Genomic DNA, 24162 nt, shown 5'->3' with positions numbered 1-24162 from the left:
TCCCTGACTATGACGTGGAGCTGTCGATCCTTTCCGCCGAGGTGTTGCGGGTGGCCGGGGTCTCGACGAGCTTGGCGGCGATGGAATTGCTGATGAAGCCGGGGATGGTGGGGGCGAAGAGTCCGAGGTAGGTATCGATCCATTCGTGGCGGGAATTGAGGAATGGAAAGTCGGTGGGAACCATGTTGCGCACGGCGAGGCTGGGCAGGGGCGCATCGAGTGCGGGGAATCTCGGATTGTGCAGCCCGGCGGCGGTGCAGCCCGGATAGAATTGGCCGAGCATCAGCCCATTGTCGACGAACCGGGATTTCTGCTCGTCTTGGACAGCGTCGAGGTCTGCGTATTCGGTGAGGTCGGGGAAGACCGCGAGGATGGCCTTGTGTTTGTTGTCGGGTTCGCGGTGGGGTGGCATGGTCGAAAACAGGTCGTTCAAGTCGTCGACGACTGCGGTTATGCACTGGGTGCCGATGTGGCGGCCTTCGACGAATGAGACCCAGAGGTTTTGTAGTGCGATACCGCGGCCGATATAGGGGCAGACCGGGCCGGATCGGCCTAGGTCACGATGGGTTCGGCAGAGGTATTCGCGAATCCATCGGCGCAATTCGGCGGCGCGGGGATGTTCGGCGCCACGAATTGCCGGATCGGTGGAGAACAGGTTGGTCGGCCGCATGCCGGAGCGTGTCCCGACAATTCCGTTGCTCATGATCGCCGCCTCTGTGCCGAGGTGAGATCGAAAGGTCGGCCGCGATGAGTGGAATGGAGGTGCTCGGTGATGGCCAGTCCGATCTCGCGTAGTGCCTCGGGATCGGTCATGTGCTCGTGCCGGGTGGGAATGTGGTGGTTGGTGATGTGGCCGGTAATATGGTTGCGCAACGCGGCGGTATCGGCAGGGCGTTCGCCTTCCTGTGCGGCGGCGGTGAACAAGAGCAGGTCACCGTCGAAGAGGGCGGATCGGTGTTTCCAGGTGAGATCGACGAGCCGGGTGTAATCGCGGTGCAGGATCGCGAGATGCTCGGGTGTGAGGACGGTGAAGAGTCCGCCGCGCCGGTGCAGTAGCTCGGTCGCGGCCTCGAATGTGAGGTCGGCGGGAGTCTGCGGGTCGTCGAGGCCGCCGAACTCGATGAGCATGTCCATGATGGCGGGCGTGGGCGGGCGGACACTGCCGGCGGTGACGACATGGGTGTCCATCATCGCCAGGGTCGCGACGTGGGCGCCGGCGCGCCGGAGTTGGACGGCGATCGCGTGGGCAATGGTGCCGCCGAGCGAGTAACCGAGCAGGTGGTAGGGACCGCGCGGCTGAACGGACCGGATCTCCCGCACATAGCGGGCGGCGAGTTGGTCGAGCGTCTCGAATCGCGCGGCCGGGTCGGTCAGTGTCGGGGATTGCAACCCGTATACGGGACGTTCGGGGTCGAGATGCTGCACCAACCCGCTGAAACCCCAGGCCAATCCGATGGCGGGGTGGACGCAGAACAGTGGGGGTCCGGTGCCCGTCGCACGCAGCGTGAGCAGAATCGAGAGCGCCTCGCCGGGGTCCTGCTCGCCGAGGCCCCGGCGGCCGGCGTCGATCCGCCGGGCCAGCAATTGCGGTGTCGAGTCGGTGAATATCCACTGGACCGCGACGTCGGAACCAGTTGACGCCCGCAGCCGCTCCACCAATCCGATAGCGGCCAGCGAGTTTCCGCCGAGGGTGAAGAAGCTGTCGTCGACGCCGGCTCGTTCGATGTCGAGGGTCTGGGTGAAGGCGGCGCAGACGGTGGCCTCGAGCGCGGTGGACGGCGGCCGGAACCGGGCGGGTTGCGGGTCGGGCGCCGGTAGGGCTTTGTAGTCGAGTTTGCCGCTCGGAGTGACCGGTATCCGTTCGAGGATATGGATGACGGTGGGGATCATGTGGGTGGGCAGATGGGCCGTGAGGTGGGCGGTGAGCGCGGTCGTGTCGACAGTGGTGCCGGGATTGGCAACGACGTAGCCGACGAGTAGGTCGGCGTCGTTGGATCGGGTGTCGACGAGGACGGCGGCATTGGCGATATCGCGATGGCTACGGAGGGCGGTTTCGATATCGCCGGGTTCGACGCGGTGACCGCGGATCGCGAGCTGAAGGTCGCTGCGGCCTTTGTACCGCAGTGTCCGTTCAGCGGTCCAGGTGACCAGGTCGCCGGTGCGGTACATCCGGGTACCTGCCTGGCCGTATAGATCGGGGACGAATCGGGCGGCGGTGGTGACGGGCTGCTTGTGGTAGCCGCGGGCCAGGCCGGGTCCGGACAGGTAGAGCTCCCCGACCACCCCGGGCGGGACCGGGCGCAGTCGGCGGTCGAGCACGACGGCGCGAAATCCGCGAATCGGTCCACCGATCGTGATTTCTCGGCCGGGCGTGGTCGAGCGGGCCTCGGCGCAGGCCATGATCGTGGTCTCGGTGGCCCCGTAGGTATTGACCACCGTCCGACCCGGTGCCCAGTGCGCCGCCAGGTCTGGTGGGCAGGTCTCGCCGCCGAGGACGACAGTCTCGACGGTGTCGAGGCCATCAGGGCGCATCGACGCGAGCACTGTGGGCGTAAGCGCGATGTGAGTGACGTATTCGGTGGCAATCAGTTCCGCCAGTTCGGTGCCTGCGACTATCGATGGCGGGGCGAGAACAAGGGTGGCTCCGCTGGCAGCCGCGCTGAGCCATTCGAGGATCGAAACGTCGAATGTAGGCGAGGCGGCGGCCAGCACCCGAGATGTCGGAGTGAGTCCGAATCGCTCCCTGGTCTCGGTGGCCAGGTCGGCTATCCCGGTGTGCGTGACGACAACGCCTTTCGGAGTTCCGGTGGAGCCCGAGGTGTAGATGAGGTAGGCCGGGTGTTGTGGTTGTAGTGGGGTTGTGCGTTCGTCGTCGGTGATTGGTTCGGCGTTGCGTGTGGTGTCGTCGAGATCGTCCACTGTCCACCAGTTGATGTGATCGGGCACTGTCGCGCGCGCGACTGTCGCGGCGAGTCCGATGGTGGCGCCGGAGTCGGTGAGCGTCTGGCTGATGCGTTCGGCGGGGTGGGTCGGGTCGAGCGCGAGGAAGGCTGCCCCGGTCTTGGCTGTCGCCCATATCGCGATCACGAAGTCGACAGACCGTGGAATGCCGACCGCGACAACGGTTTCCGGCCCGGCTCCCAGGTCGATCAGGACCCTGGCCAGCCGGTTGGATCGCTCATCGAGTTCCCGGTAGGTCAGGTGTCGGCTCTCGAACACGACTGCGATGGCATCCGGGTTCCGGGCGGCCGCCGCGGTCAGCAGATCGGCCAGTACGACAGGCGTTGTCGGGGGTGCTCCCTGGTAAGTCATCAGCTCGGTTCGTTCGGCTGGTTGCAGTATTTCGATGGCGCCGACCGGCGGTGCCGGGTCGCTGGTGACCGCTTCGAGTATCCGGATCCATCGGTGTATGAACGACTCGATCGTCGTGGCGTCGAACAGTTCCGTGGCGTAGGTGAAAGACGCTGTCACACCGGTGTGCTCGTTGTTGCCCGACAACACGAGCTGAAGGTCGAATCGCGATACCTCGTCGGGAAGATCCGCCACGACCGACACGTCGAGACCCGGCAGCTCCAGGTTCACCTGATCGAGGTTCTGGAATACCAACATCACCTGGAACAGCGGGTGGCGGGACGGGCATCGTTGCGGAGCCAGTACGTCGACCAGTTGCTCGAATGGCACATCGGCGTTGGCGAAGGCATCCAGGTCGACTCGTTCGACGCGGTCGAGCAGGTCGGTGAACGACTCGCCGAGGTCGATCTCGGTCCGCAGCACCAGCGTATTGACGAACATGCCGACGACATCGTCGAGCGCGGCCTCTCCGCGTCCGGCGATGGGCGTGCCGATCGCGATATCGCCGACGCCACACAACCGAGCCAACAGCACCGCCAACGCGCTGTGGAAGACCATGAACAACGACGAGTTGCATTGGTGCGCCAACATTTCCAGATCCCGCACCAGCTCGGGATGCAGAGTGTGGTTGATGGTGGCGCCTCGATGTGATGCCGCTGCCGGCCGGGGCCTGTCGGTCGGTAGGCGCAGTTCCTCGTCCATGCCGTCCAGGGTTTCGGTCCAGTATCGAATCTGTTCGGCGGAGAGTGATTCCGGATCCTCGGGCGAGCCGAGGGTGCTTCGTTGCCACACTGCGTAGTCCGCGTATTGGATCGGTAGTGGTGTCCACGATGGGGCTTGTCCGTGGCTGCGGGCGGTGTACGCGGTGGTGATGTCGCGGGCCAGTGGTGTCATCGAAAAGCCATCCGCGGCAATGTGGTGCGCCACGACAGCCAGGACGTACTCGGGCGTTTCGCCGGTATCGGCGCGGAACAATCGAGCACGCACCGGCACCTGAGCGCTCACATCGAAACCCTGAGTGACCAGCTCGATTATCGTCGAGGCCAACCGGCTTCGCGGAACGGGCATCGGGGTGAGCTCGAGATCGACCTCGTCGACGGGTTCGATCAGCTGGATCAGCATCCCGTCGTGTTCGGGATATCGGGTTCGCAGGGACTCGTGCCTATCCAGCACGTCGGCCATGGCCGACCGGAGCGCCTCGATGTTCAACTCGCCGCGTATCCGGATCGCGATCGGCACGTTGTAGGCGCCTGAGTCCGTGTCGTATCGGTTGAGGAACCACATGCGCTGTTGCGCGGGTGCAAGGGGCACAAGGTTCGGTCGTGGTCCGGCGACCAATGCGCGATGGTGCCGTCCCGTACCGGCATGCCCCTCGAGTCGCGCTGCTAGTGCTGCGACCGTTGATGCGTCGAACAGCAGTCGCACCGGGACCTCGGTATCCACCATCGCTGCGAGTCGGGCGGCGATCCTGGTCGCGATCAGACTGTTGCCGCCGAGCGCGAACAATGAATCCTCGACGCCGACGCGTTCCACACCCAGTACTTCGGCGAACACGTCAGCGATTGTGTGCTCGAGCGAGGTTCCGGGTGCTCGGAACACGGCCTTGTCAGCGAACATCGGATCCGGCAATGCCGCACGATCCAGCTTGCCCACCGGTGTCAACGGAACATGATCGAGAACCATGATCGCGGACGGAACCACATAGGAAGGCAACCGACCGGCGACGTGCTCGGTCAGCGCCGCGGTATCGATCGAATGACCAGGCGCGGCAACGACATACGAAACCAGCGAATCGGTCCCGGAACCGCTGCGGTGGCCGATGGTGGTGGCGAAACCGACGGTCTCGTGCGCGGCGAGCGTGGCATCGATCTCGCCGAGTTCGATACGCAGACCACGAATCTTCACTTGGCAATCGGACCGTCCGAGATGCTGCATCGCTGCGTCGGGTGTGTACCGGACCACGTCCCCGGTCCGGTACATCCGCTCGGCGGGCATCCAGGGGCACGCGACGAAACGCCCTGCTGTCAGACCGGCCCGACGATGGTAACCGCGGGCCAGCACAGCACCCGCGATATACAACTCCCCCGCCACACCCACTGGGACAGGGTTGAGCCGCTGATCCAACACCCACGCCGAGACACCGCGAATCGGGCCGCCGATCGTCACCGGCTCCCCCGCCACCAATGGGGCGGTCAACGTCGCGACGACGGTGGCCTCGGTAGCCCCGTACTCGTTGAACATCCGGCGGCCGCCGCACCAGCGCTCGACCAACTCGGGGCCATTGACCTCGCCACCGACCACGAGGTATCGCAAATCCGTTAGCGGCCATCGGGTGTGGTCGATGGTGGACAACGCCGAAGGCGTGATGAGGAGATGGCTGATGCGCTCGCGGTCGAGCAGTTCGCCGAGTTCGTCACCGCCGTAGATATCGCTGGGTGCGATCACCATGGTCGCACCCAGCGCCGACAACAACTCCGCCACCGAAACGTCGAAGCTGGGCGATGCCAACTGCACAGCGCGCGAACCGGATTCGATGTGCAGCGCATCCCGGTGCGCGGTGGCAAGGTTGGCAAGTCCGGAATGCGTCACGGTAACGCCTTTTGGCACGCCGGTAGTGCCGGAGGTGTAGATGAGGTAGGCCGGGTGTTGCGGGCGCAGTGGGGCCATGCGTTCGGGGTCGGTGATCGACGTAGAGGATGCCGACGCTGCCGTAGCGATGTGGGCGGCGTCGTCGAGGACCAGCCACCTGGTTGTGCCCGGAAGCCTGGAGCGGTGTGCCTCGAGTGTCAATCCGATGGTGGCGCCGGAGTCGGCGAGCAGGACAGTGATGCGTTCGGCGGGATGGGTCGGGTCGAGGGGAAGGAAGGCTGCTCCGGATTTGGCCGTCGCCCATATCGCGAGCACGCAGTCGATAGAGCGCTGTAATGCGATGGCCACCAATGATTCCGGTCCTGCGCCGAGGTGGATCAGGACGCGGGCGAGCTGGTTGGATCGTTGATCGAGTTCTCGGTAGGTCAGATGTTGGTCGGCGAATACGACGGCGGTGGCATCGGGGTTCCGGGCGGCCGCGGCACTCAGCAGATCAGGCAGTACGACTGGTGGTGTCGCGAGTGTTTCCGGGTGGAACAGCAGGGCGGTTCGTTCGGCTGGTTCCAGTATTTCGATGGCGCCGACCGGTGTTGTCGGGTCGGCGCCGACCGATTCGAGTATCCGGATCCATCGGCGTATGAACGATTCGATCGTCGCGGTATCGAACAGGTCGGTGGCGTAGGTGAAAGCTGCTGTCATGCCGGTGTTCTCATGGTTGTCCGACAGCACGATCCGCAGGTCGAAACGGGACACTTCGTCGGGAAGGTCGACGATGGACGCGTCGAGATCCGGTAGTTCGAGTTTCGCCTGATCCAGGTTCTGGAATACCAGCATCACTTGGAACAGTGGGTGGCGGGATCGGGATCGTTCGGGGGCCAGTGTCGTCACCAATTGTTCGAACGGGACATCCGCGTTGGCGAAGGCATCGAGGTCGATCTGCCTGACGCGATCGAGCAGGTCGGTGAACGACTCGCCGAGGTCGATGTCGGTCCGCAGCACCAGCGTATTGACGAACATGCCGACCGCATCGTCGAGCGCGGCCGCGCCACGTCCGGCGATGGGCGTGCCGATCGCGATATCGCCGGTGCGGCTCAATCGAGCGAACAGCACCGCCAGCGCGCTGTGGACGACCATGAACAACGACGCACTACCCTGGTACGCAACTCTTTCCAGCGCCTGAATCAGCTCCGGATCCAGTGCATAGCTCGTGGTGGCGCCTCGATGGGATGCCGCTGCCGGGCGCGGTCTGTCGGTCGGCAGGCACAGTTCTTCGGCCATGCCGTCCAGGGTTTCGGTCCAGTATCGGATCTGTTCGGTAGATAGTGATTCCGGATCCTCGGGTGAGCCGAGAATGGTTCGTTGCCACAGTGCGTAGTCCGCGTATTGGATCGGCAGTGGTGCCCACGACGGGGCTTTTCCGTGGATGCGGGCGGTGTAGGCGGTGGCCATGTCGCGGACCAGTGGTGTCATCGAAAATCCGTCTGCGGCAATGTGATGCACTATGACGGCCAGCACGTGGTCCGGTGCCTCGCTGGTGTCGACGCGGAATAATCGAATGCGTACCGGCACCCGAGTTGTCACATCGACATGCTGAGCGCTGAACTCGGTGACCGCCGTGGTGACCTTGTTCGCGTGAACTGGTGTCGGGGTCAGCTCGAGGTCAACCTTGTCGGCGGGCTCGATCAGTTGGACGATTGCCCCGTCACGTTCGGGGTATCGGGTTCGCAGGGACTCGTGCCGGCACAGCACGTCGACGATGGCCGATCGCAGGGCCTCGACGTTCAACTCGCCGTGTAGGCGGATCGCGATCGGCACGTTGTAAGCCGCCGAGTCCTTGTCGTACTGGTTGAGAAACCACATTCGCTGCTGCGCGGGTGCCAGGGGGACGAATTCCGGGCGTGGTCCGGCGACCAACGGTGGACGGAGTCGTCCTGTTCCGGTGTGCTCCGCGAGACGCGCTGCCAGTGCCGCGACCGTTGGTGCTTCGAACAGCAGTCGTACCGGAACCTCGATGCCGAGCATCGCGCCGAGGCGAGCGGCGCTCCGGGTCGCGACCAGGCTGTTGCCACCGAGAGCGAAGAACGAATCGTCGGCACCGACGTGTTCCGCACCCAGTATCTCGGCGAACAAGTCGGCGATCATGTGCTCGAACGGCGTTGCGGGCGCCCGGAATACGGTGTTGTCGGTGAACACCGGATCCGGCAACGCCGCACGATCCAACTTGCCCACCGGGGTGAGTGGAATGTGGTCGAGTACAACCACCGCGGCGGGCACCATATAGGCGGGCAGCGAGTCGCGCACCAGCGCAACCAGTTCCCCGGACGCCACGGGTGATGTCACCGAGACGTAGGACACGAGCCTCGGCCCGACCGTGTCATCGCGATGGACCACGGTGCGAGCGAAGGTGACCGATGGGTGGGTGAGCAGCGTCGCGTCGATCTCGCGTACTTCGACGCGGTAGCCGCGAACCTGCACCTGATCGTCGATCCGGCCGAGGAACCGCAGCGTACGGTGTACATCCAGGCGTACCAGGTCACCGGTGCGATACATCCGCAGACCGTGCTCACCGGGGAGGGCATAGGGATCGGCGACGAACCGGCTCGCGCTCAGCGACGGGCGGCCGTGGTACCCGCGGGCCACCCCGGGCCCGGCCAGATACAGCTCGCCGGGTACCCCGACCGGAACCGGGTGCAGCCTGCCATCGAGCACCAGCATCTGCATGCCGCGCACCACGCTGCCGATACTCACCTGCTCACCCGCGCGCATCGGCGCGCTCACCGTGGCCGCGACGGTGGTTTCGGTCGGTCCGTAGGCGTTGAACACGGCACGGCTCGAACTCGCCCATGCGGCAACGAGTTCCGGACCGCACGCGTCGCCGCCGACGGCAATCACGCCGAGATTGTCGAGCCCGGCCGGGTCGAGTGTCGCCAGCGCCGCCGGGGTGATGAAGGCGCAGTCCACCCGTTCCCTGCGCAGCAGCCGGGCAAGCTCGTCGCCGCCGTACACGTCGCCGGGCACGATGATCACCGTCGCGCCCGACAGGAAGGCAGGCAACAACTCCAAGACCGACGCGTCGAAGCTGGGCGAGGAGAAGTGCAGCGATCGAGTACCTGCGCCCAGCCGGAACCGCTGCGCGAGTTCGGCTCCCAGACAGGCCAATCCGCGATGCGTCACCACCACTGCCTTCGGGCGTCCCGTAGATCCCGATGTGTAGATCAGATACGCCGGGTGGTCCAGCTGGGGGGCAGCCGTCAGTTCCGCGACTCCGACCGCTGCGGCCGACACTGCGGCGCACTGTTTTTCGAGGTGCGATGAGCCGATCGGCAGCCAGTGCACCTCGGCGGGAAGCGCCGCCCGATGGCTGGTATCGGTCAGACCGATCCGGACTCCCGCGTCGGCGATCATTGCTTCGATCCGGGCAGCCGGGTACTTCGGGTCGATCGGCAGGTAGGCCGCGCCGGTCTTGGCGACGGCCCAGATCGAGATGATGGCCTCGATGGACCGCGGCAGCGCCACCGCGACCACCTGCTCGGCACCGACACCCTCGGCGATCAGCACCCGTGCCAGGCGGTTGGATCGCTCGTCGAGTTCGCCGTAGGACAGATCGATACCCCGGCACCGCACGGCCGTCGCAGCTCGGTCACGCTCGACCGCCGCGGTCAACAGCGCGGCCGATATCGCGGGCGATTCGGCCGGACCGGACACCACCGGGCACAGGTCAGCCCACTCGACCGCGTCGAGCAAGGGCAGATCGCCGACCGCACGACCGGGGGTCGTGATCACCGCGGTCAGGATCGCGGTGAACCGGCGGGCGAAGCCGGCGACCGTCTCGTCATCGAAAAGGTCAGTCGCGTAGCCGAATTCCGCTCGCATCGCGCCGGACGTCTCGGTGATGGTCAGCTGCAGATCGTATTTCGTGATGCCGGTGCTGATCGCCGCGATCGTCGCGCGCAGACCCGGCAGCTCGACCGTGCCGAGATCGGGGGTCCGCTGATACGACAGCATGACCTGGAACAGCGGATGACGTGCCGGGGAGCGCGCCGGATCGAGCTCCTCGACCAAGCGCTCGAACGGGATGTCCGCATTGGCGAAGGAGTCCAGATCACGGTCGCGGATCCGGCCGAGCACGGTATCGAAACCGGCGCTCGGATCGATCTCGGTGCGCAGCACCACCGTGTTCACGAACATGCCGACCAGCTCGTCGAGTGCTGCCTCGCCGCGGCCCGCGATCGGTGTACCGATCACCACATCGGTGGTCGCGCTCAGCCGCGCCAACAGGATCGCCAGCGCGGTGTGCGCCACCATGAACACACTCGCACCGCTGTCGGCGGCCAGCTCAGCCATCCCGCGGCGAGTGTCGGCATCGATGCCGAACGCGTACGTGCCGCCGCGATGCGAGGGCACCCTCGGGCGTGCACGGTCGGTGGGGAGATCGAGTTGTTCCGGTATGTCGGCGAGGGTGGCGCACCAGTAGTCGAGTTGTCGGCGCATCGCGCTGTCGGGTTCGTCCGCACTGCCGAGCGTGTCCCGCTGCCACAGCGCGTAATCCGCGTAATGCACCGGAAGTGGCGACCAATCGGGCGCGACCCCGCGCCGGCGAGCGTCGAAGGCGGTTACCAGATCCCGGGCCAGCGGCTCGAACGACCAACCGTCGCAGGCGATGTGGTGCAACACCACCGTCAGGACGTGTTCGCTCGGTCGCGTCCGGTAGAGGGCCACCCGGATCGGTGGTTCCACGGCCAGGTCGAAGCCGGTGGACGCGTCGGCCACCAGCTGTGCGTCGATATCCTCCGGCGCTACCTCGACCGCCGTCAGTTCATCCGACAGCCGCGCCGCCGCGTCCTCGGCCGATCCGATGACCTGGCTAGGGTTCGCGTCCCCGGAGTAGATGAATGTGGTGCGCAGACTCTCGTGCCTGCGCACCACATCGGCGAGCGCCGCGTGCAGCACGGTCGGGTCGAGCGCACCGGTCAGCCGGATCGCCAGCGGCATGTTGTACATCGCCGAGAAACGATCGAATCGGTTCAGAAACCACAGCCGCTGTTGCGCGTACGACAGCGGCAACATCTCCGGCCGCGCCTGTGCCCGGGCGTACGAGAGCAACGACGGCGGCGCCCCGGGGCCATCGCCGTTGGTGGACTTCATGGCCAACCGGGCGGCCAGGTCGGCAACAGTCGCCGCCTCGAACAGGTCACCCAGCGCGATTCCCGCGTGGGGCAGCGCGGCATTGATCCGCGCTACCGCCCGTGCCGCGAGGAGCGAATCGCCACCCATGTCGAAGAAGCCGTCATCGATACCGAGCTTCGCCTCGGCGCGGCCGAGCACGTCGACGAACACCGCCAGCAGCAGGTGTTCCACCTCGGTGCGCGGAGCTCGGGCGCTGCCTTGCGTTTCGTACCGCGGCGCGGGCAGCGCATCACGGTCGATCTTTCCGTTGGGTCCCAACGGCATCGCGTCGAGCACCACGACAGTGCGCGGAACCATGTACTCCGGAAGTGTCCGTCCCAGCGCCACCCGCACCGCACGGACATCGACCGTCTGTCCCGTAGCCGCGACGACATAGCCGACCAATTCGTCACCGCCGTGCGCGGTCGGCCTGGCGAGGCAGACCGCCTGAGTGATCGGCTCGTGCGCCACCAGTGCGGACTCGATCTCGCCGAGTTCGATCCGCAGGCCGCGCACCTTCACCTGGAAGTCGGTGCGGCCCAGGTACTCCAGGTTCCCGTCGCCGCGCCACCGAGCCAGGTCTCCGGTGCGGTAGAGCCGCGTGCCCGGGCCGTAGGGGTTGGCCACGAACCGGCCCGCCGTCAGCGCCGGACGGCCGAGGTAGCCGCGCGCCAACTGCACACCGGCCGAGTAGAGTTCCCCCGCCGCTCCGACCGGGACCGGCCGCAGCTCGGCATCGAGCACGTACACCGAGGTGTTCCACACCGGCGCGCCGATCGGCACCACTGTGGCATCGCTGTCGCATTCCCACGACGTGACGTCCACCGCTGCCTCGGTCGGGCCGTACAGATTGTGCAACTCCACGCCCGGATAAGCCGCCCGGACCAGCCGAACCGTCTCCGCGGGCAGCGCCTCACCGCTGCACAGCACACGCCGCAGCGCACTCGCACGGATCGGACAGTCGGCGACGAACACCGCCAGCATCGATGGCACGAAATGGGCCGTGGTGACGCCCTCGTGCGCGAACAATGTCCGCAGATAGGCCGGATCGCGATGCCCGCCCGGTGCGGCCAGCACCAGGCGCGCGCCGACCTGCAACGGCCAGAAGAACTCCCATACCGACACGTCGAACCCCGTCGGGGACTTCTGCACCACCACATCGTCGGCGCTGAGCCGATAGCGATGCTGCATCCACCGCAGCCGGTTGTCGATCGCGGCGTGGGTGACGGCGACGCCGTTGGGCTTTCCGGTCGAGCCGGAGGTGAAGATCAGATAGGCGGGGTGATCCGGCCGCAGCCGGTGACGCCGATCAGCGTCGGTGATGGGTGCCGAGCTCGCAGGGCTATCGGCGGCACCGCGCTCGATCCGGTCGATCTCCAGCTGCCGCAAGTGCGCCGGTAGCTCCACCGGATGTCGGCTCACTGTCAGCGCACAGACCGGGTTCGCGGCCGCCAACACGTATTCGGTGCGTTCGGCCGGATGATCTGGATCCACGGGGACGTACGCGGCGCCGGTCTTCACGATCGCGTACATGCCGACGACGAGTTCCAGGCAGCGCGGTATCGCCAGCGCGACAATCGACTCCGGTCCGGCACCCGCGTCGATGAGCACCCGCGCGAGGCGATTGGACTGGACGTCCAGCTCGGCATACGTCACGCGCAGGCCGTCGAATGACAGCGCTACCGCGTCGGGCGTGCGGGCGACCTGCGCGGCGAACAGCTCTGGCAGCGTGCTCGCCACCAGGTCCACGGCAGTCGCATTCCAGCCTGCCAGCAATTGTCGCCGCTCGGCCTCATCGGATACGGCCACTGTCGCGACCGCGTCGCCTATTCCAGCGGCGAGGAACCGAGCGAAGTAACCGAGGAAGCGCCGGTGGTGCATTGCGACGTCAGCGGCTGCGTAGCGGTTCGGATTGGCCTCGAAGTCCAGCTTCAACCCGCCGTCGGGGCCGTTGTAGACATTGATGGACAGGTCTTCCACCGGACCGGTGGACAGGACGTGCACCGCTGCGACCGCCGAACCGAGCCGGAGCTCGTTGGGAAACAGCATCATGTTGATCATCGGGCCGTAGAAGCCGCGCCGACCGGCCATCGCCCCCCGATCGCGCCGAATATCCTCGTGCCGGTATCGCTGATGGGCCAGGGCGTCGCTCAGCTGTTCGCGCACCTGACCCACCAGCTCGAGCACCGACTCCTCCGCATCGACGAGCACCCGCAGCGGCACCACGTTGGATACGAAACCCGCCGACGTGCGCAGCGGTCCGGTGGTGCGCGCCGTCACCGGCAGGCTGAACAGCACCTCGCCGCGTCCGGTGACCCCGGCCAGATACCCCGCCAGCGCCGCCACCAGCAGTGCGGGCCGCGACGCGGCGTGACTCCGCTTGGCCGCGTCGCACAGATCACGTGTCGGCTCATCGAGCCCCGCCGACTCGACGATGCGATGCGCGCTCGCGGAGGCTGTGCGCGTACTGAGGCTGAAAGGTATGGGCGGCACCGGGAATTGGGCTCGCCAGTAGCGCTGGTCCTCGGTGAAGTGCTCGGATCGGCGGTATGCCAGCTCCGCCTCGTAGATGTCGTACAGGTCGGCCGCCTGCGAGGAACCAGGTTCGATACCGGCCAGCGCCGCGTTGTACAACTCCGCCGTGCGCGCGATCAACATCGTCGCGCCGTAGCCGTCGATGGCGATGTGGTGCATGCGGCAGTACCAGAAGATCTCCGCATCGCCGGTACGCAGCAGAACAAGTCGAATGAGCCGATCACGCCCGATATCGATGGGCGCGCACGAGTCCGCACGCATCCACGCGTGCGCGGCCGTGGGGGGATCGTCGACATCGCGCAAATCCAGCTGCTCGAGCTCGAACGGCGCATCCGGATCGACGACCTGTCCTGGCTGATCCGCACTGCTGAGGATCCGCAGCCGCGGGCTTCCCATCTCGACCGCGCACCGGCGAGCCGCCCGGTCGAGTAACTCGATATCCAATTCGCCGCGGATTTCGACATAATGCGCCACTGCCAATGGCACGTCGGGAGCCAGACGTTGCGCGGCCCAGATATCGGCCTGCCCGGACGACAACGGGAAAGGACGCGTGCCACGAGGACTAGTAGCGCCGCCGTTGCCGAGCGGAGTTGCCGATGCATTCATCAATTGCCCTTCGGTCGAGATGCTCATGACAAAGCGCGGACTGCGGGGACATCGTGAATCAGCTCTACGGGGATCACGGTCGAGACTTCGGTGCCCACGTCGATGCCGGCTATCGGTCACAGGAACTCATGGCTTGTGCCATCTACGTCGCCGACATCCGCTGGACCAGGCGCGTGTCGTCCTGGACCAGGTCAGCTGCGGTGGTTCGGCGGTCGTGACCCGCCGGGACGCGCTTGCGGGCATCCATTCCGCTGTCGTGGTGACCCGCGACTACCCGCCGGTGGTTTCGACGGCGAAACTCGGTGTCATCCGAGCGCGCATGCCCCTTGCATACACATTCGATGCTCGCCGATTGCCGTCGTGAGCGGCCAGGAAGCGACCTGAGGCAGAGCAGAGTCATCAGACATCGAGAACCACCTTTCTTGACAGGTACACAGCTTCGAAGCTCCAGCTTCCCACCTCGAGCCTTGCCGGCAGGGAAACCCATGGATCGTTGTTACTCCGCAATTGTCTCGAGGCGATCGCAGCCGGACCCGCAATTCACACCGCAATAGTTCTCATGCCCCAGTAGGCCCGGGGCCGGGCCCATCCCCGAGGCGCGCGGGGGTCATCGGTGCCGCGTTCATAGCTCGGCCCCGGCGCGACAGGCAGTAAAATTCGGGTGTTTCAAATTGTTGATCCTCGAGCTAGAGTCGGCGAACACATCTCACAGGAGATAGCCATGAATCATCTGCTCGCCAAAACCTTTGCCACCATTGCTCTTTCGGGCGCACTGGTCGGCGCGACCCTCGGACCGGCGCTCGCCGCCCCGTCCGCGCCTGCCCCCCTCGCACCGATCGCGGATTCCGGGTCCGCGACGGAATCGGCCGAGATGCTACTGGCCTGGCCGCTCGGCTTCCTGTACTTCGCCGCCTGCTTCGCCGACGGGGACAGCCCGACCCACAATCCCCTCTGCCAGGCGGTCATAGACCTGACTTCCGGCAGCACCGGCACAACTACCTGATCACGCTCAGGGCTTCGCGCTACCGACGTGCGCCTCACCGTCGATGCGCCACCACCACAGGCACTCAGAGTGCGGTCGCCGGCAGCGCCGTCATTATGTCGGCGACGAGACGGACGATCCGCTGAGCGTCCGAGCGGTCAGGGTCCTGGTCCGGGTCGTAGATAGCCAGACTCCAGCCGATACATCCGCCGCGTGCCACGGCGGCGGTCAGTGCGCGGGTGAGCTGGTCCCAGGTCAAGCCGTGCGGTTCGTCGGCGACGTCAGGTAAGCCTTGGGCTGGGAACTGTTCGGGGTCGAGGACGTCGAGATCGACGTGCAGCCACCAGCGTCGGGCATTCTGTTTCAGGTGGTCCACCGCCGAGCGCGCGAGGTCCTCCGGTACGGCGGCGACTTCCTGCCAGTCGCGCATCCAGACGCCGCTATCCCGTAGCGAGCCGACGTTGAACTGCTGACGCCAGCCACGGTCACGCGGGCCGAGGACGGCGAGCTCGTCGCGTCCGAGCGCGGGTAGTCGCTCGGACAAGGGACCTTGCATCAGCTGCCCGGAGAGCCCGAGCAGCAGGCCGAGCTCGGTATTTGCGGCCTCACCGTCTTCGGAGACATCCAACGGCATCGTGTCTTCGTGCCCGTCGACGAACAGCAGGCTCACCGGTCCGTCAGCACGAAGTGCTGGGATTGTGCCGAGCAATGTGGAGCAGTCTGCGCCGTACACGAGCGGGAAGCGTCCACCAGTCACCGCTGTCGTAACCCGGGAGCCGACCTCCTCGGTCATGGCCAGCAGCGCAGGTTCGTTGATCAACGAAGTCTGCGTTCCCCGCTCGCGGCTCCCCGTGGGCAGCACCATTGCGTCACGCTCGGTGACCTCATACGCCGCCAAGGCGGCGCCGAGACCGGACCCACGCAACGCCGCGGCAGCGACTGCCTGATGGCCCGACCGGCCGTATCCGTCGAAGGGAACCCCAACCAGCTCCACCGCAACCATGACAGCAATCGTCGCACCTCAACCGGACCGATGTCATCCCACCCCGGGCCGCTCGTGGACAGCGCGCTGGGTTCAGATCCCTACGGCAGCTGCCAGAACTGGCCGGTTAGCCCGCACACATCGAGCAAACGCTGATTGTGCTCGCGGCTGTGTGGCTGAAACTGAGGGTGTAGGCGGTCGCCGTACCACGGGCCGGCCAGTCGCCACACCGCCGTCGCATCGGCGATATAACCACTGCCGGGGGCATTTTCAGCGGTCCAGCGATCCGCATGTTCACGGTCGCAGAACATGCGGATCATCGTGCACGTGCCGACGACGTCGTCCCACCATTGTGCCGCCGGACGTGGAAACCGGACCGCGAGCTCAGCCGGAGGTGCGGTCTCCGGGCCCGAAACGACAGCGATCGCCGCACCACAGTGGGGGCAATTGGTGTCGATGCGGACATCGAGATGCAGAGCCGCGCTGATGCCGAAGGAGTCCCACGCGCATCCACCCCACCAGCGCCGATCATCATGCCCGTCGGCGGGGGTCACGACGAACGCCATCGGTGCCGCGGTGAACGGGTGTGCCATGCGCACCGCGTCGCGGTCAGGTGCCAAGACCAGTGCATGCGCGTCGGCCAGGATCTCGAGATTGTCTTGAACCGATTCGACGGTGCTCTGCGTCAGACGAGCCAGCTCGGCAACCGACGGCGCACGGCCCTGCGCGGCGAAGATCTCGTAGACGAGATCGCGAATTCTGCGCGATTGCGGTGTGTTCATGACGATCCTCCAGCCCTGCAACGATGAGGTCGCACGACCCTAACCTCGCTACTCAGACGACATCGCTCGCGGGGCCCCTCGAGAATTCATACTGTTGACCTGCGATCTATCGGTGAATACAGGTCAGGCCGAAGATCCACCGAGACAACCACAGGAGACAACTGTGGTTTCTCGGCTGAGTGCAAGGACCGCTCCTCAGCGGCTACTTCCGGCCATGCAGGCGAGCACGCGCGCCTGCGATGATCGTGATGATCATGACCGTCATAATCTGCAGCGCGGTGAGCGGAGGTGAAGGTGGTGACTGAACAGGTGCGGCGTACTCGACCCGGGGCGGTAGGGGCGGCTGTGGCGGGATCGCTGCGGGGATCGATGGGATCACCTCGGGCGGTCGCACTGGGATAGGCATCACGGCCGGTGCCACCGCTGTCGGTGGAATGATCAGGGGGATACCGGGTTCCGGCAGGCCGGGGACCGGTAGCAACAGCATGCAGGTCAGCAGGGCGCTGCCGGTCGCGGCGCTGCCGACCGCCGCACTGCCCGCACCGGCCGAGCCCGAGCCGACGCTTCCGCTGGAGCCGAGGCCGATCAGGCTCGAGCCCATGCCGCTACCGGTGACGATGCCAGACCCCAGCGCGGCGCTGCCGATTGCCGCGCTGCCGACACAGGCGGGGAGCACATGGTCGGGGTTGAGGAGCAGCAGGCCGCCGAGCGTGCCCGGGTCGGCGATCGTAGTCGGCGGTGCCGTACCCGGCGCGCGATCGGGATCCACGGCGGTTGCATCGATCATCGCGTGGGCGGCATCGATGCCGCTGGGTCTACTCTGGCCGAGGCCGAGAGCTTGCCCGGCCGCCGGGTTCGGGACCACCCCCGCCGAGCTGCCGGTCGGCGCCGACGACCAGCCCGGTTCATTCGCGGCGCTGCTGCCGGTGCCGAGCCCCAGCTCCAGCCCGTCGGATGGTCCGTCGCTCGGGGCGGCCACGGTGCCCGGAGCCGCACTGCCGCTGATGATCTGGTCGATCGTCGGTATTCCCGACTCAGCCGCGGCGAGCGGAGAGTGGACGGCGAGCAACGCTGCAACCGCCGGCACCGTCGCGAATCCTCGTACTGCTCTTCGTTTTCCGCCCATCATGCCTCCGAAAGCCAAGTACTGATCGCTGTTCGACCCGGTCAACGAGGAATATCGCCACTGGAGGACGGTTCCGCGGCAAGGTGCTGGAAGCGTGCGAGCGCGAGTTCGTAGGCGTCTTTGGCGACGTGGTTCCCGCCGGCGAACGGCCGATCCAGTTGATAGACAGCCACAATGACCGCACCGATCACCAGACCGAACAACCCGGTCATGAGGATGCTGCGCTTGGTGACCACAACACCGGAGAAGACGGTGCCGAACAACAGCATGGCAGTGGCGAACCACAAGGCGATGTAAAGAAACCAGGGCAACCGATAACCGGCGTCCAGGCCACGGTCGAAGCGGGCATCGGCGATCGCCGCAACGGCAGTGGCGGTCTCGTCCTGGGCCGCCTTCGCGTCCGCGGTGGCGGCAGGCACGGAACTCACCGCCTCCCGCAGATCATCCAGCGTCGCCTGCGTGGACGGGCTCAGTCGGCGCTGTTTGTCCATGACGTGCCACTCCTCGTCGAGCACCTGTCGGGTGTAGGCGGTCACCAGGGTTTGGATCTGCTCCCGATCCGGCTCGGGCATGCTGTTCGCGGACTCATACACGCTCACCAGGGCCTTGCCCTCCGCCACCGTGTGCGCATGCGAGGTGTCGTACTGCTGCCACAGGATCACCACCACGAACGCCACGATGGCGGCGAAGAACATGTTGACCATGTCCAGCATCATCGAACCAGCACCTGAATCGTCTTCGTGCCGCCACGATTCGGGCCGCACCCGATCCCCCAGCACGAGGATCCCCATCGCGACGCCTACGAACAGCGCCAATACCGCCAGCTGCAACAGAATTCCTAGCATTCCGCGACTCCGTTCCTGCCGGGGGTGGAAGCGATCACACGGTATTCGGGGTGGCTGCGCGGATGGATTGCGATCTGAATCCGTTCCACCCCAATGATTTACAACCGAGCGGTCGCTTTTGGGTGCTGCCACCGTGCCAACTCCGTGCCCGGTCGACGTTCACGGCCTCCTCGAGCACTGGGCACTGCGGCACTAGGCCCTCGGTCTGGGATCGGGCAACGTGAGTGCCGTATGGGCCGGCCGCCCTGTGGTCGGCGGCGACGTGGTGAGGCCGCGGAGTCTGTGGTTGCGAGCTTCCAGGGCGTCGGCCGTGGTGGGAAACAGTGCCGCCTCGCCGGTGGAGATCTGCGCTTGGTTGAGGTCGACGAATCCGCGGCTGGCGCGCTCGTAGGCGGTGAAGGCGGTGGTGTGATCGTCGTGTGCGGCCAGGGCGTCGGCGAGCATGTAGGCGCCGACGAGTGCGAGGCCAGACCCTTGCCCGGTCAGGAACGACGGCGCGTAGGCGGCATCGCCGACGAGTGCCACACGCCCTCTGGACCATTGCGGCATATGGATCTGACTTACCGTGTCGAAGAAGGGATCTGGGGTGTGGTGCATGGCCTCGACCATGGCCGGTATCTCCCATCCGTCATCGCCGTAGACGGTGGAGATCAGATCACGGTGAGTATCGGCGGCGCGAAGGACTTCGTGCGACGGTTCGGAGTGGGCGAAGGCCAGCAGAGCGTGTACGTCGCTACCGTCTCCGACGGCGTAGAGCGCAGCGGCCCGTCCCGGGGTGTTCCAGATGAGTGCTTCGTGCGAGAGCCCCAAGGTATTGGGCATGGCGCAGATCGAGAAGCAGTAGCCGAGGTAGCGCAGGTAGTGCTGTTCGGGGCCGAAGGCGAGTGCCCTGGTTCGTGAGTGCAGTCCGTCAGCGCCGACTACGAGGTCGAAACTGCGTTGGGCGCCGCTGCGGAAGGTGACATCGACACCGTGATCGTGTTCGGAGAGTGCGTCGATGGAATCGTCGAAGACGAACTCCACGTTGTTGCGGACTGCTGCGTAGAGCACGTTCGTCAGGGCCCCTCGCGGAATCTCGAGGTCATGTCCGTCGACACCCCCGACCACTGCTTGCGGATGAACGACCGCGGCTCGACTGCCGTCGGCATCGAGGAAGGTCACCCGCCGCGTGTCGATATGGGCTTGCTGTAGTTGCGGCAGGATGCCCATCCGGTGAGCGACAGCTACGGCGGTGCCACGCACGTCGATCGGGTATCCGCCGTCGCGCACACCGGTGGACTTCTCGACCACTGTCACCGTGAAGCCATATTGGTGCAGCCAGAACGCCAACGCGGGACCCGCGATGCTCGCGCCGGAAACCAGGACGGTTCCTCTCGATCCGGTATTCATGTCAACTCCTGTACTTCTCAGGGGATTGGCCAGGGAAGGGCTCATTCGCGGGTTGCGCGGTTCAGCCGACAATCTCGGGCTCGAGTCTCGGCGCGGGCGTCTGACGCTCCGGGCGCATGGTTCGTACGAGAACGGCGACGACTATCGCGGCGATCGCGAATGCCGCGGTGGCGATCGCGATGTAGCTGAACACCCCGGTAGCTGAGTTCACTGTCTCGCCATCTGAGACGACCGTGGTCGATGCGAGGACAGCCGCGCCGACGAAGTTGAACACCACAGCCCCGGTCGACACCATCACCATGACCAGGCTGGACACGATGCCCTGCCGTTGTGCCGACGCCAAGTTGCCTGCCATGTTGAAGCCTGACGCGCCCAATGCGGCGACCGTGACACCGAGCAAGAACGCGAAGCACAGCGCTGCGAGTAGCTGCGAAGTACCGAGAAACATCCCGATCGTGGCTACCGTTCCGAGCATGACCGCCCCGGCCAAGGTCCGGGCCGGCCCGATCCGCGTACCCAACCATCCGGCCACCGGACCGCCGAGCATGACTCCGACGGCCGGTGCCGCGAGTAGCAGCGCCACTGACCCGTGATCTGCGAGGCCGTAGCCCAAGTGCTGGTCCGCCGAGATATCACCGATGAGGGGAATGAGCTGCAGCATGCTCTGGTAAGAACCCGCACCGAGGAAGACGACCAGTAGCGTGAGAATCAGTGGCCTGCCGAGGTTTCCGACGTCGACCAGCGGGTCAGGCTTTCGGCTCGAGGCCCTGAACCAACTGGCCGACGCCACGAACCCACCGAAGAGAAGGGCGAGCGGGCCGACGCCGGACCAGCCGAGGTCGGGACCCATGCTGATGTAGCCGAGCACACCGAGCAGGCCACCCCCGAGCAGGAGAGCACCCGCGATATCGAGCCGGCCCGGTGTCTTCACCAGTGATTCGGGAACCAGGAAACGCACGCAGATCGCCATCGCGACCGCGATCACCGCGGAGAGGAGGAACAGGATCTGGAAGCCGAACTCCGTCGCCAGCTTCTCGATGAGAAACCGGGAGGCGACATTGAGCACCGCGGTGCCGGTGGTCACGATGCCGACAATGATCATGGCCAGGCGTGGCGTGCACACGGTTCGCACGATCGCGACCGACAAGAACATGGCGGCCAACGCGGCTCCCTGCAGCATGCGTCCCACAACGAAGACCCACATCGTCGGGGCCACCGCACAGATCAGCGCACCCACGCAACTGATCAGCAATGCCAACACGAGCACTCGACGTTTGCCGTAGATGTCGGCGCTCTTCCCGAGCAGTGGCGCCCACATCACTCCCGCCAGCATCGCGGTGGCATTGAGCCATGCCGCCTGGTCGGTGCCGAAGTGGTCGAGCATCTCGGGCAGGACGATCAGCGGTGCGCCGATTGCCGAGTCCACCACGAAGTTCACCAGAGCCAGGACCGCCACGAGACCGAGTAGGCGCCAGCTCCACCTGGAATGAAGGCCGACGTTCGCACCGTCGGTTATGTTCTGCTGCATCGAAATCGGCTCCTCACCAGACCTGATCCGCCCCGGGTAGCGCCGTGGCGACGTTCTGGCTACAACAGTTCCAGCGGACCTTCTGGCGGGCATCGTCTCTCGTCACCGATCGCCTCTAGTGCTGCTGCACCAGACGGCCGCATACGCCTGGTGCGTTCGTACTGGGTCGAGCGCCTCGCGGTTGAGGCAGGCTTCGGACGCGTATCTTGGGCGAGGTGTTGGGCGACCCCGCAGCGTTCCCCGATCAGGTGATGGCCACTCGCCAGGTGGCGCGACGACCGACGTCGTGGCGCGAGGCGCTGGTCCTCGCGACAGCGTTCCTGCTGTGCCTATCCGGCGGGATCTTTCACCTCGACGACACCTTGGGATGGCCACCGATCGCCACCTATGTTGTCGCGGGGGTCTCGTGTGCGGCGCTGTTCGTGCGGCACCGGGCGCCTGTGGCCGCGGTCGCGGTAACCACGGCGTGCGGGATGCTGGCCGCGCCCGCGGGACTGCTGCTGACCCCGCTGATCGTGGTGCCGGTCGCGATCGCCGCCTATGCGCTGGCAGTGCATACGGAACCGAAGGTGGCGATCGCGGTTCTGCTCCCTGCCGTGGCATTGCTGATCGCGGTGACGCCATTTCTCGGTGGCTTGTCCTGGCAGGACAGCAGCAGACTGCTGTCCGTGGCAGCGCTGCCGCTGATCGCCGCAGCGCTCGGTAACGCGACGCAGAGCCGACGGGCCTTCCTGGCAGCCATGGAAGAGCGAGCCCTGCGCGCCGAGAAGAGCCGGGAGAGTGAGGCGCGCCATAGCGTTGCCGAGGAACGGGTACGCATCGCGCGCGAGCTCCACGATGTCGTCGCCCACCAGATCACGCTCGCCAACGCCCAAGCAGTGGTTGCCGCGCACGTGTTCGACTCTCACCCGGAACAGACTCGCTCGAACCTGCACAACATTATCGAGACCACGAGAAACGCCCTCGACGACCTGAGGGCCACGGTCGGGCTGCTACGCCAGGCCGGGGACGCGAACGCTGCCGCCGAACCGTCGCCCGGCCTGTCCCAGCTTCCCCTGCTCTTCGAGTCATTCGGCCGTGCGGGACTGCGAGTGACGATGGACCACGAAGGCGCGCCAACACCGCTACCTCCTGGCGTGGATCTCACTGCCTACCGGATCATCCAGGAAGCCCTGACCAACGTGAACAAACACGCTGGGACCAGCAGCGCTCGAATCCGCTTGTCCTGGAGGCACAACCGGCTCTCTATCACTGTCACCGACGACGGGCCGGACGCGCAGGCCGCACCGAAACCACTGCTCGAGCCGAGTGCGTTCACACGATCGGACGGGCCATCGGGCTACGGGCTGATCGGTATGCGAGAACGCGCCACAGCGATCGGGGGGCAACTCTTCACCACTGACAGCCCGGCGGGTGGCTTCATCGTCTCCGCCCACCTGCCACTCACTCCCGAGTATGCGGCGGCTGTCGACAAACCGGTAACCGACGCCAATTCAGACGCTGGGCGTGTCAGTGACGCAGAGAACGGTGGTCCCCCGTGACGATTCGAGTGTTACTCGCCGACGACCAGGCCCTGTTGCGCCAAGCGTTTCGAACACTCCTCGACACCGCCGAGGACATCAGCGTGGTCGGTGAGGCCGCCGATGGCCGACAAGCGGTGAGCCTCACCCGTGAACTGCACCCCGATGTAGTCATCATGGACATCCGGATGCCCGATGCCGACGGCCTCACCGCCACCGCACAGATCTGCGCGGACCCACAACTACACGACAGCCGCGTCCTGATCCTCACCACCTACGAGACCGACGACTACGTCGCACAGGCGCTGCGCGCGGGCGCGAGCGGCTTCATCGGCAAGGGCATCGGCGCAGCGGAACTACTCGACGCCGTCCGCACCATCGCCCACGGAGAAACCCTCCTGTCCCCCGCGGCAACGCGCAGCTTGATCGCTCGCTTTCTGGCAACGCCAACCGACCAGGCGGCCGACCACACGTCCGAGCTACTCGACGCCCTCACACCGCGAGAACGCGAAATGACCATGCTGGTCGCAACAGGACTGTCCAACAACGAGATCGCCGAGCAACTGTTCGTGAGTCCGTTCACCGTCCGTGCCCATGTGCAACGCGCCATGAACAAACTGCAGGCTCGCGATCGTGCACAACTCGTCGTCATCGCCCACCAGACCGGACTGGTCAACCGAGCACATCCTGGGCGTTGACGCCGCAGGCCGGCAGATCAGCGCTGAGGCCACATGACCTGTCGAAGAACAGGTCCCACCACC

Annotated in this window: 11 protein-coding genes; 3 read left to right on the top strand and 8 right to left on the bottom strand. The window is 65.9% G+C overall.

The window, feature by feature from the left end; genetic code table 11:
• Nucleotides 1-7 precede the first annotated feature (7 nt).
• Together ACFWO8_RS31955 and ACFWO8_RS31950 are read right to left on the bottom strand one after the other, a co-directional pair.
• Nucleotides 8-703, bottom strand: a complete 696-nt coding sequence (locus ACFWO8_RS31955; RefSeq protein WP_378973396.1) for a DUF6875 domain-containing protein — start codon at nt 701-703, stop codon at nt 8-10.
• On the bottom strand, nt 700-14247 hold the full coding sequence (locus tag ACFWO8_RS31950) for an amino acid adenylation domain-containing protein (protein WP_378973392.1): 13548 nt from the start codon (nt 14245-14247) through the stop codon (nt 700-702). Before ACFWO8_RS31950 ends, ACFWO8_RS31955 begins: the two co-directional genes overlap by 4 nt.
• A 721-nt stretch (nt 14248-14968) precedes the next feature.
• Here ACFWO8_RS31950 and ACFWO8_RS31945 point away from each other — a divergent pair.
• Nucleotides 14969-15250: a hypothetical protein gene (locus ACFWO8_RS31945; RefSeq protein WP_378973385.1), complete on the top strand. Its 282-nt coding sequence runs from the start codon at nt 14969-14971 to the stop codon at nt 15248-15250.
• Nucleotides 15251-15314: 64 nt separating this feature from the next.
• Here ACFWO8_RS31945 and ACFWO8_RS31940 read toward each other — a convergent pair whose 3' ends face one another.
• From ACFWO8_RS31940 to ACFWO8_RS31915, 6 genes are all read right to left on the bottom strand, one after another.
• Nucleotides 15315-16232, bottom strand: coding sequence for an arginase family protein (locus tag ACFWO8_RS31940; RefSeq protein ID WP_378973382.1), 918 nt, complete (start codon nt 16230-16232; stop codon nt 15315-15317).
• 80 nt (nt 16233-16312) lie between these two features.
• Nucleotides 16313-16993 (bottom strand): alkylmercury lyase family protein, encoded by a 681-nt coding sequence (locus ACFWO8_RS31935; protein WP_378973378.1) that lies wholly within the window; start codon nt 16991-16993, stop codon nt 16313-16315.
• 202 nt (nt 16994-17195) lie between these two features.
• Nucleotides 17196-18080 carry a hypothetical protein gene (locus ACFWO8_RS31930; RefSeq protein WP_378973372.1) on the bottom strand — a complete coding sequence of 295 codons (885 nt, stop codon included), beginning with the start codon at nt 18078-18080 and terminating at the stop codon, nt 17196-17198.
• An 80-nt stretch (nt 18081-18160) separates the two neighbouring features.
• Nucleotides 18161-18964 carry a DUF4239 domain-containing protein gene (locus ACFWO8_RS31925; RefSeq protein WP_378973368.1) on the bottom strand — a complete coding sequence of 268 codons (804 nt, stop codon included), beginning with the start codon at nt 18962-18964 and terminating at the stop codon, nt 18161-18163.
• A gap of 192 nt (nt 18965-19156) precedes the next feature.
• Nucleotides 19157-20353: an FAD-dependent monooxygenase gene (locus ACFWO8_RS31920; protein ID WP_378973364.1), complete on the bottom strand. Its 1197-nt coding sequence runs from the start codon at nt 20351-20353 to the stop codon at nt 19157-19159.
• A 61-nt stretch (nt 20354-20414) separates the two neighbouring features.
• A complete protein-coding gene (locus ACFWO8_RS31915; protein WP_378973359.1) occupies nt 20415-21881 on the bottom strand; it encodes an MFS transporter in 1467 nt (488 codons plus the stop codon).
• Between the two features lie 215 nt (nt 21882-22096).
• Here ACFWO8_RS31915 and ACFWO8_RS31910 point away from each other — a divergent pair, with 215 nt between their 5' ends.
• On the top strand, nt 22097-23422 hold the full coding sequence (locus ACFWO8_RS31910; protein ID WP_378973352.1) for a sensor histidine kinase: 1326 nt from the start codon (nt 22097-22099) through the stop codon (nt 23420-23422).
• Complete coding sequence (locus ACFWO8_RS31905; protein ID WP_378973345.1) at nt 23419-24099, top strand: response regulator; 681 nt, start codon at nt 23419-23421, stop codon at nt 24097-24099. Before ACFWO8_RS31910 ends, ACFWO8_RS31905 begins: the two co-directional genes overlap by 4 nt.
• Nucleotides 24100-24162: the final 63 nt, after the last annotated feature.

Origin of the sequence: Nocardia sp. NPDC058480 (genome assembly GCF_042720495.1) — a bacterium.
Lineage (GTDB): Bacteria > Actinomycetota > Actinomycetes > Mycobacteriales > Mycobacteriaceae > Nocardia.
This window is presented reverse-complemented; position numbering and strand designations above follow the sequence as displayed.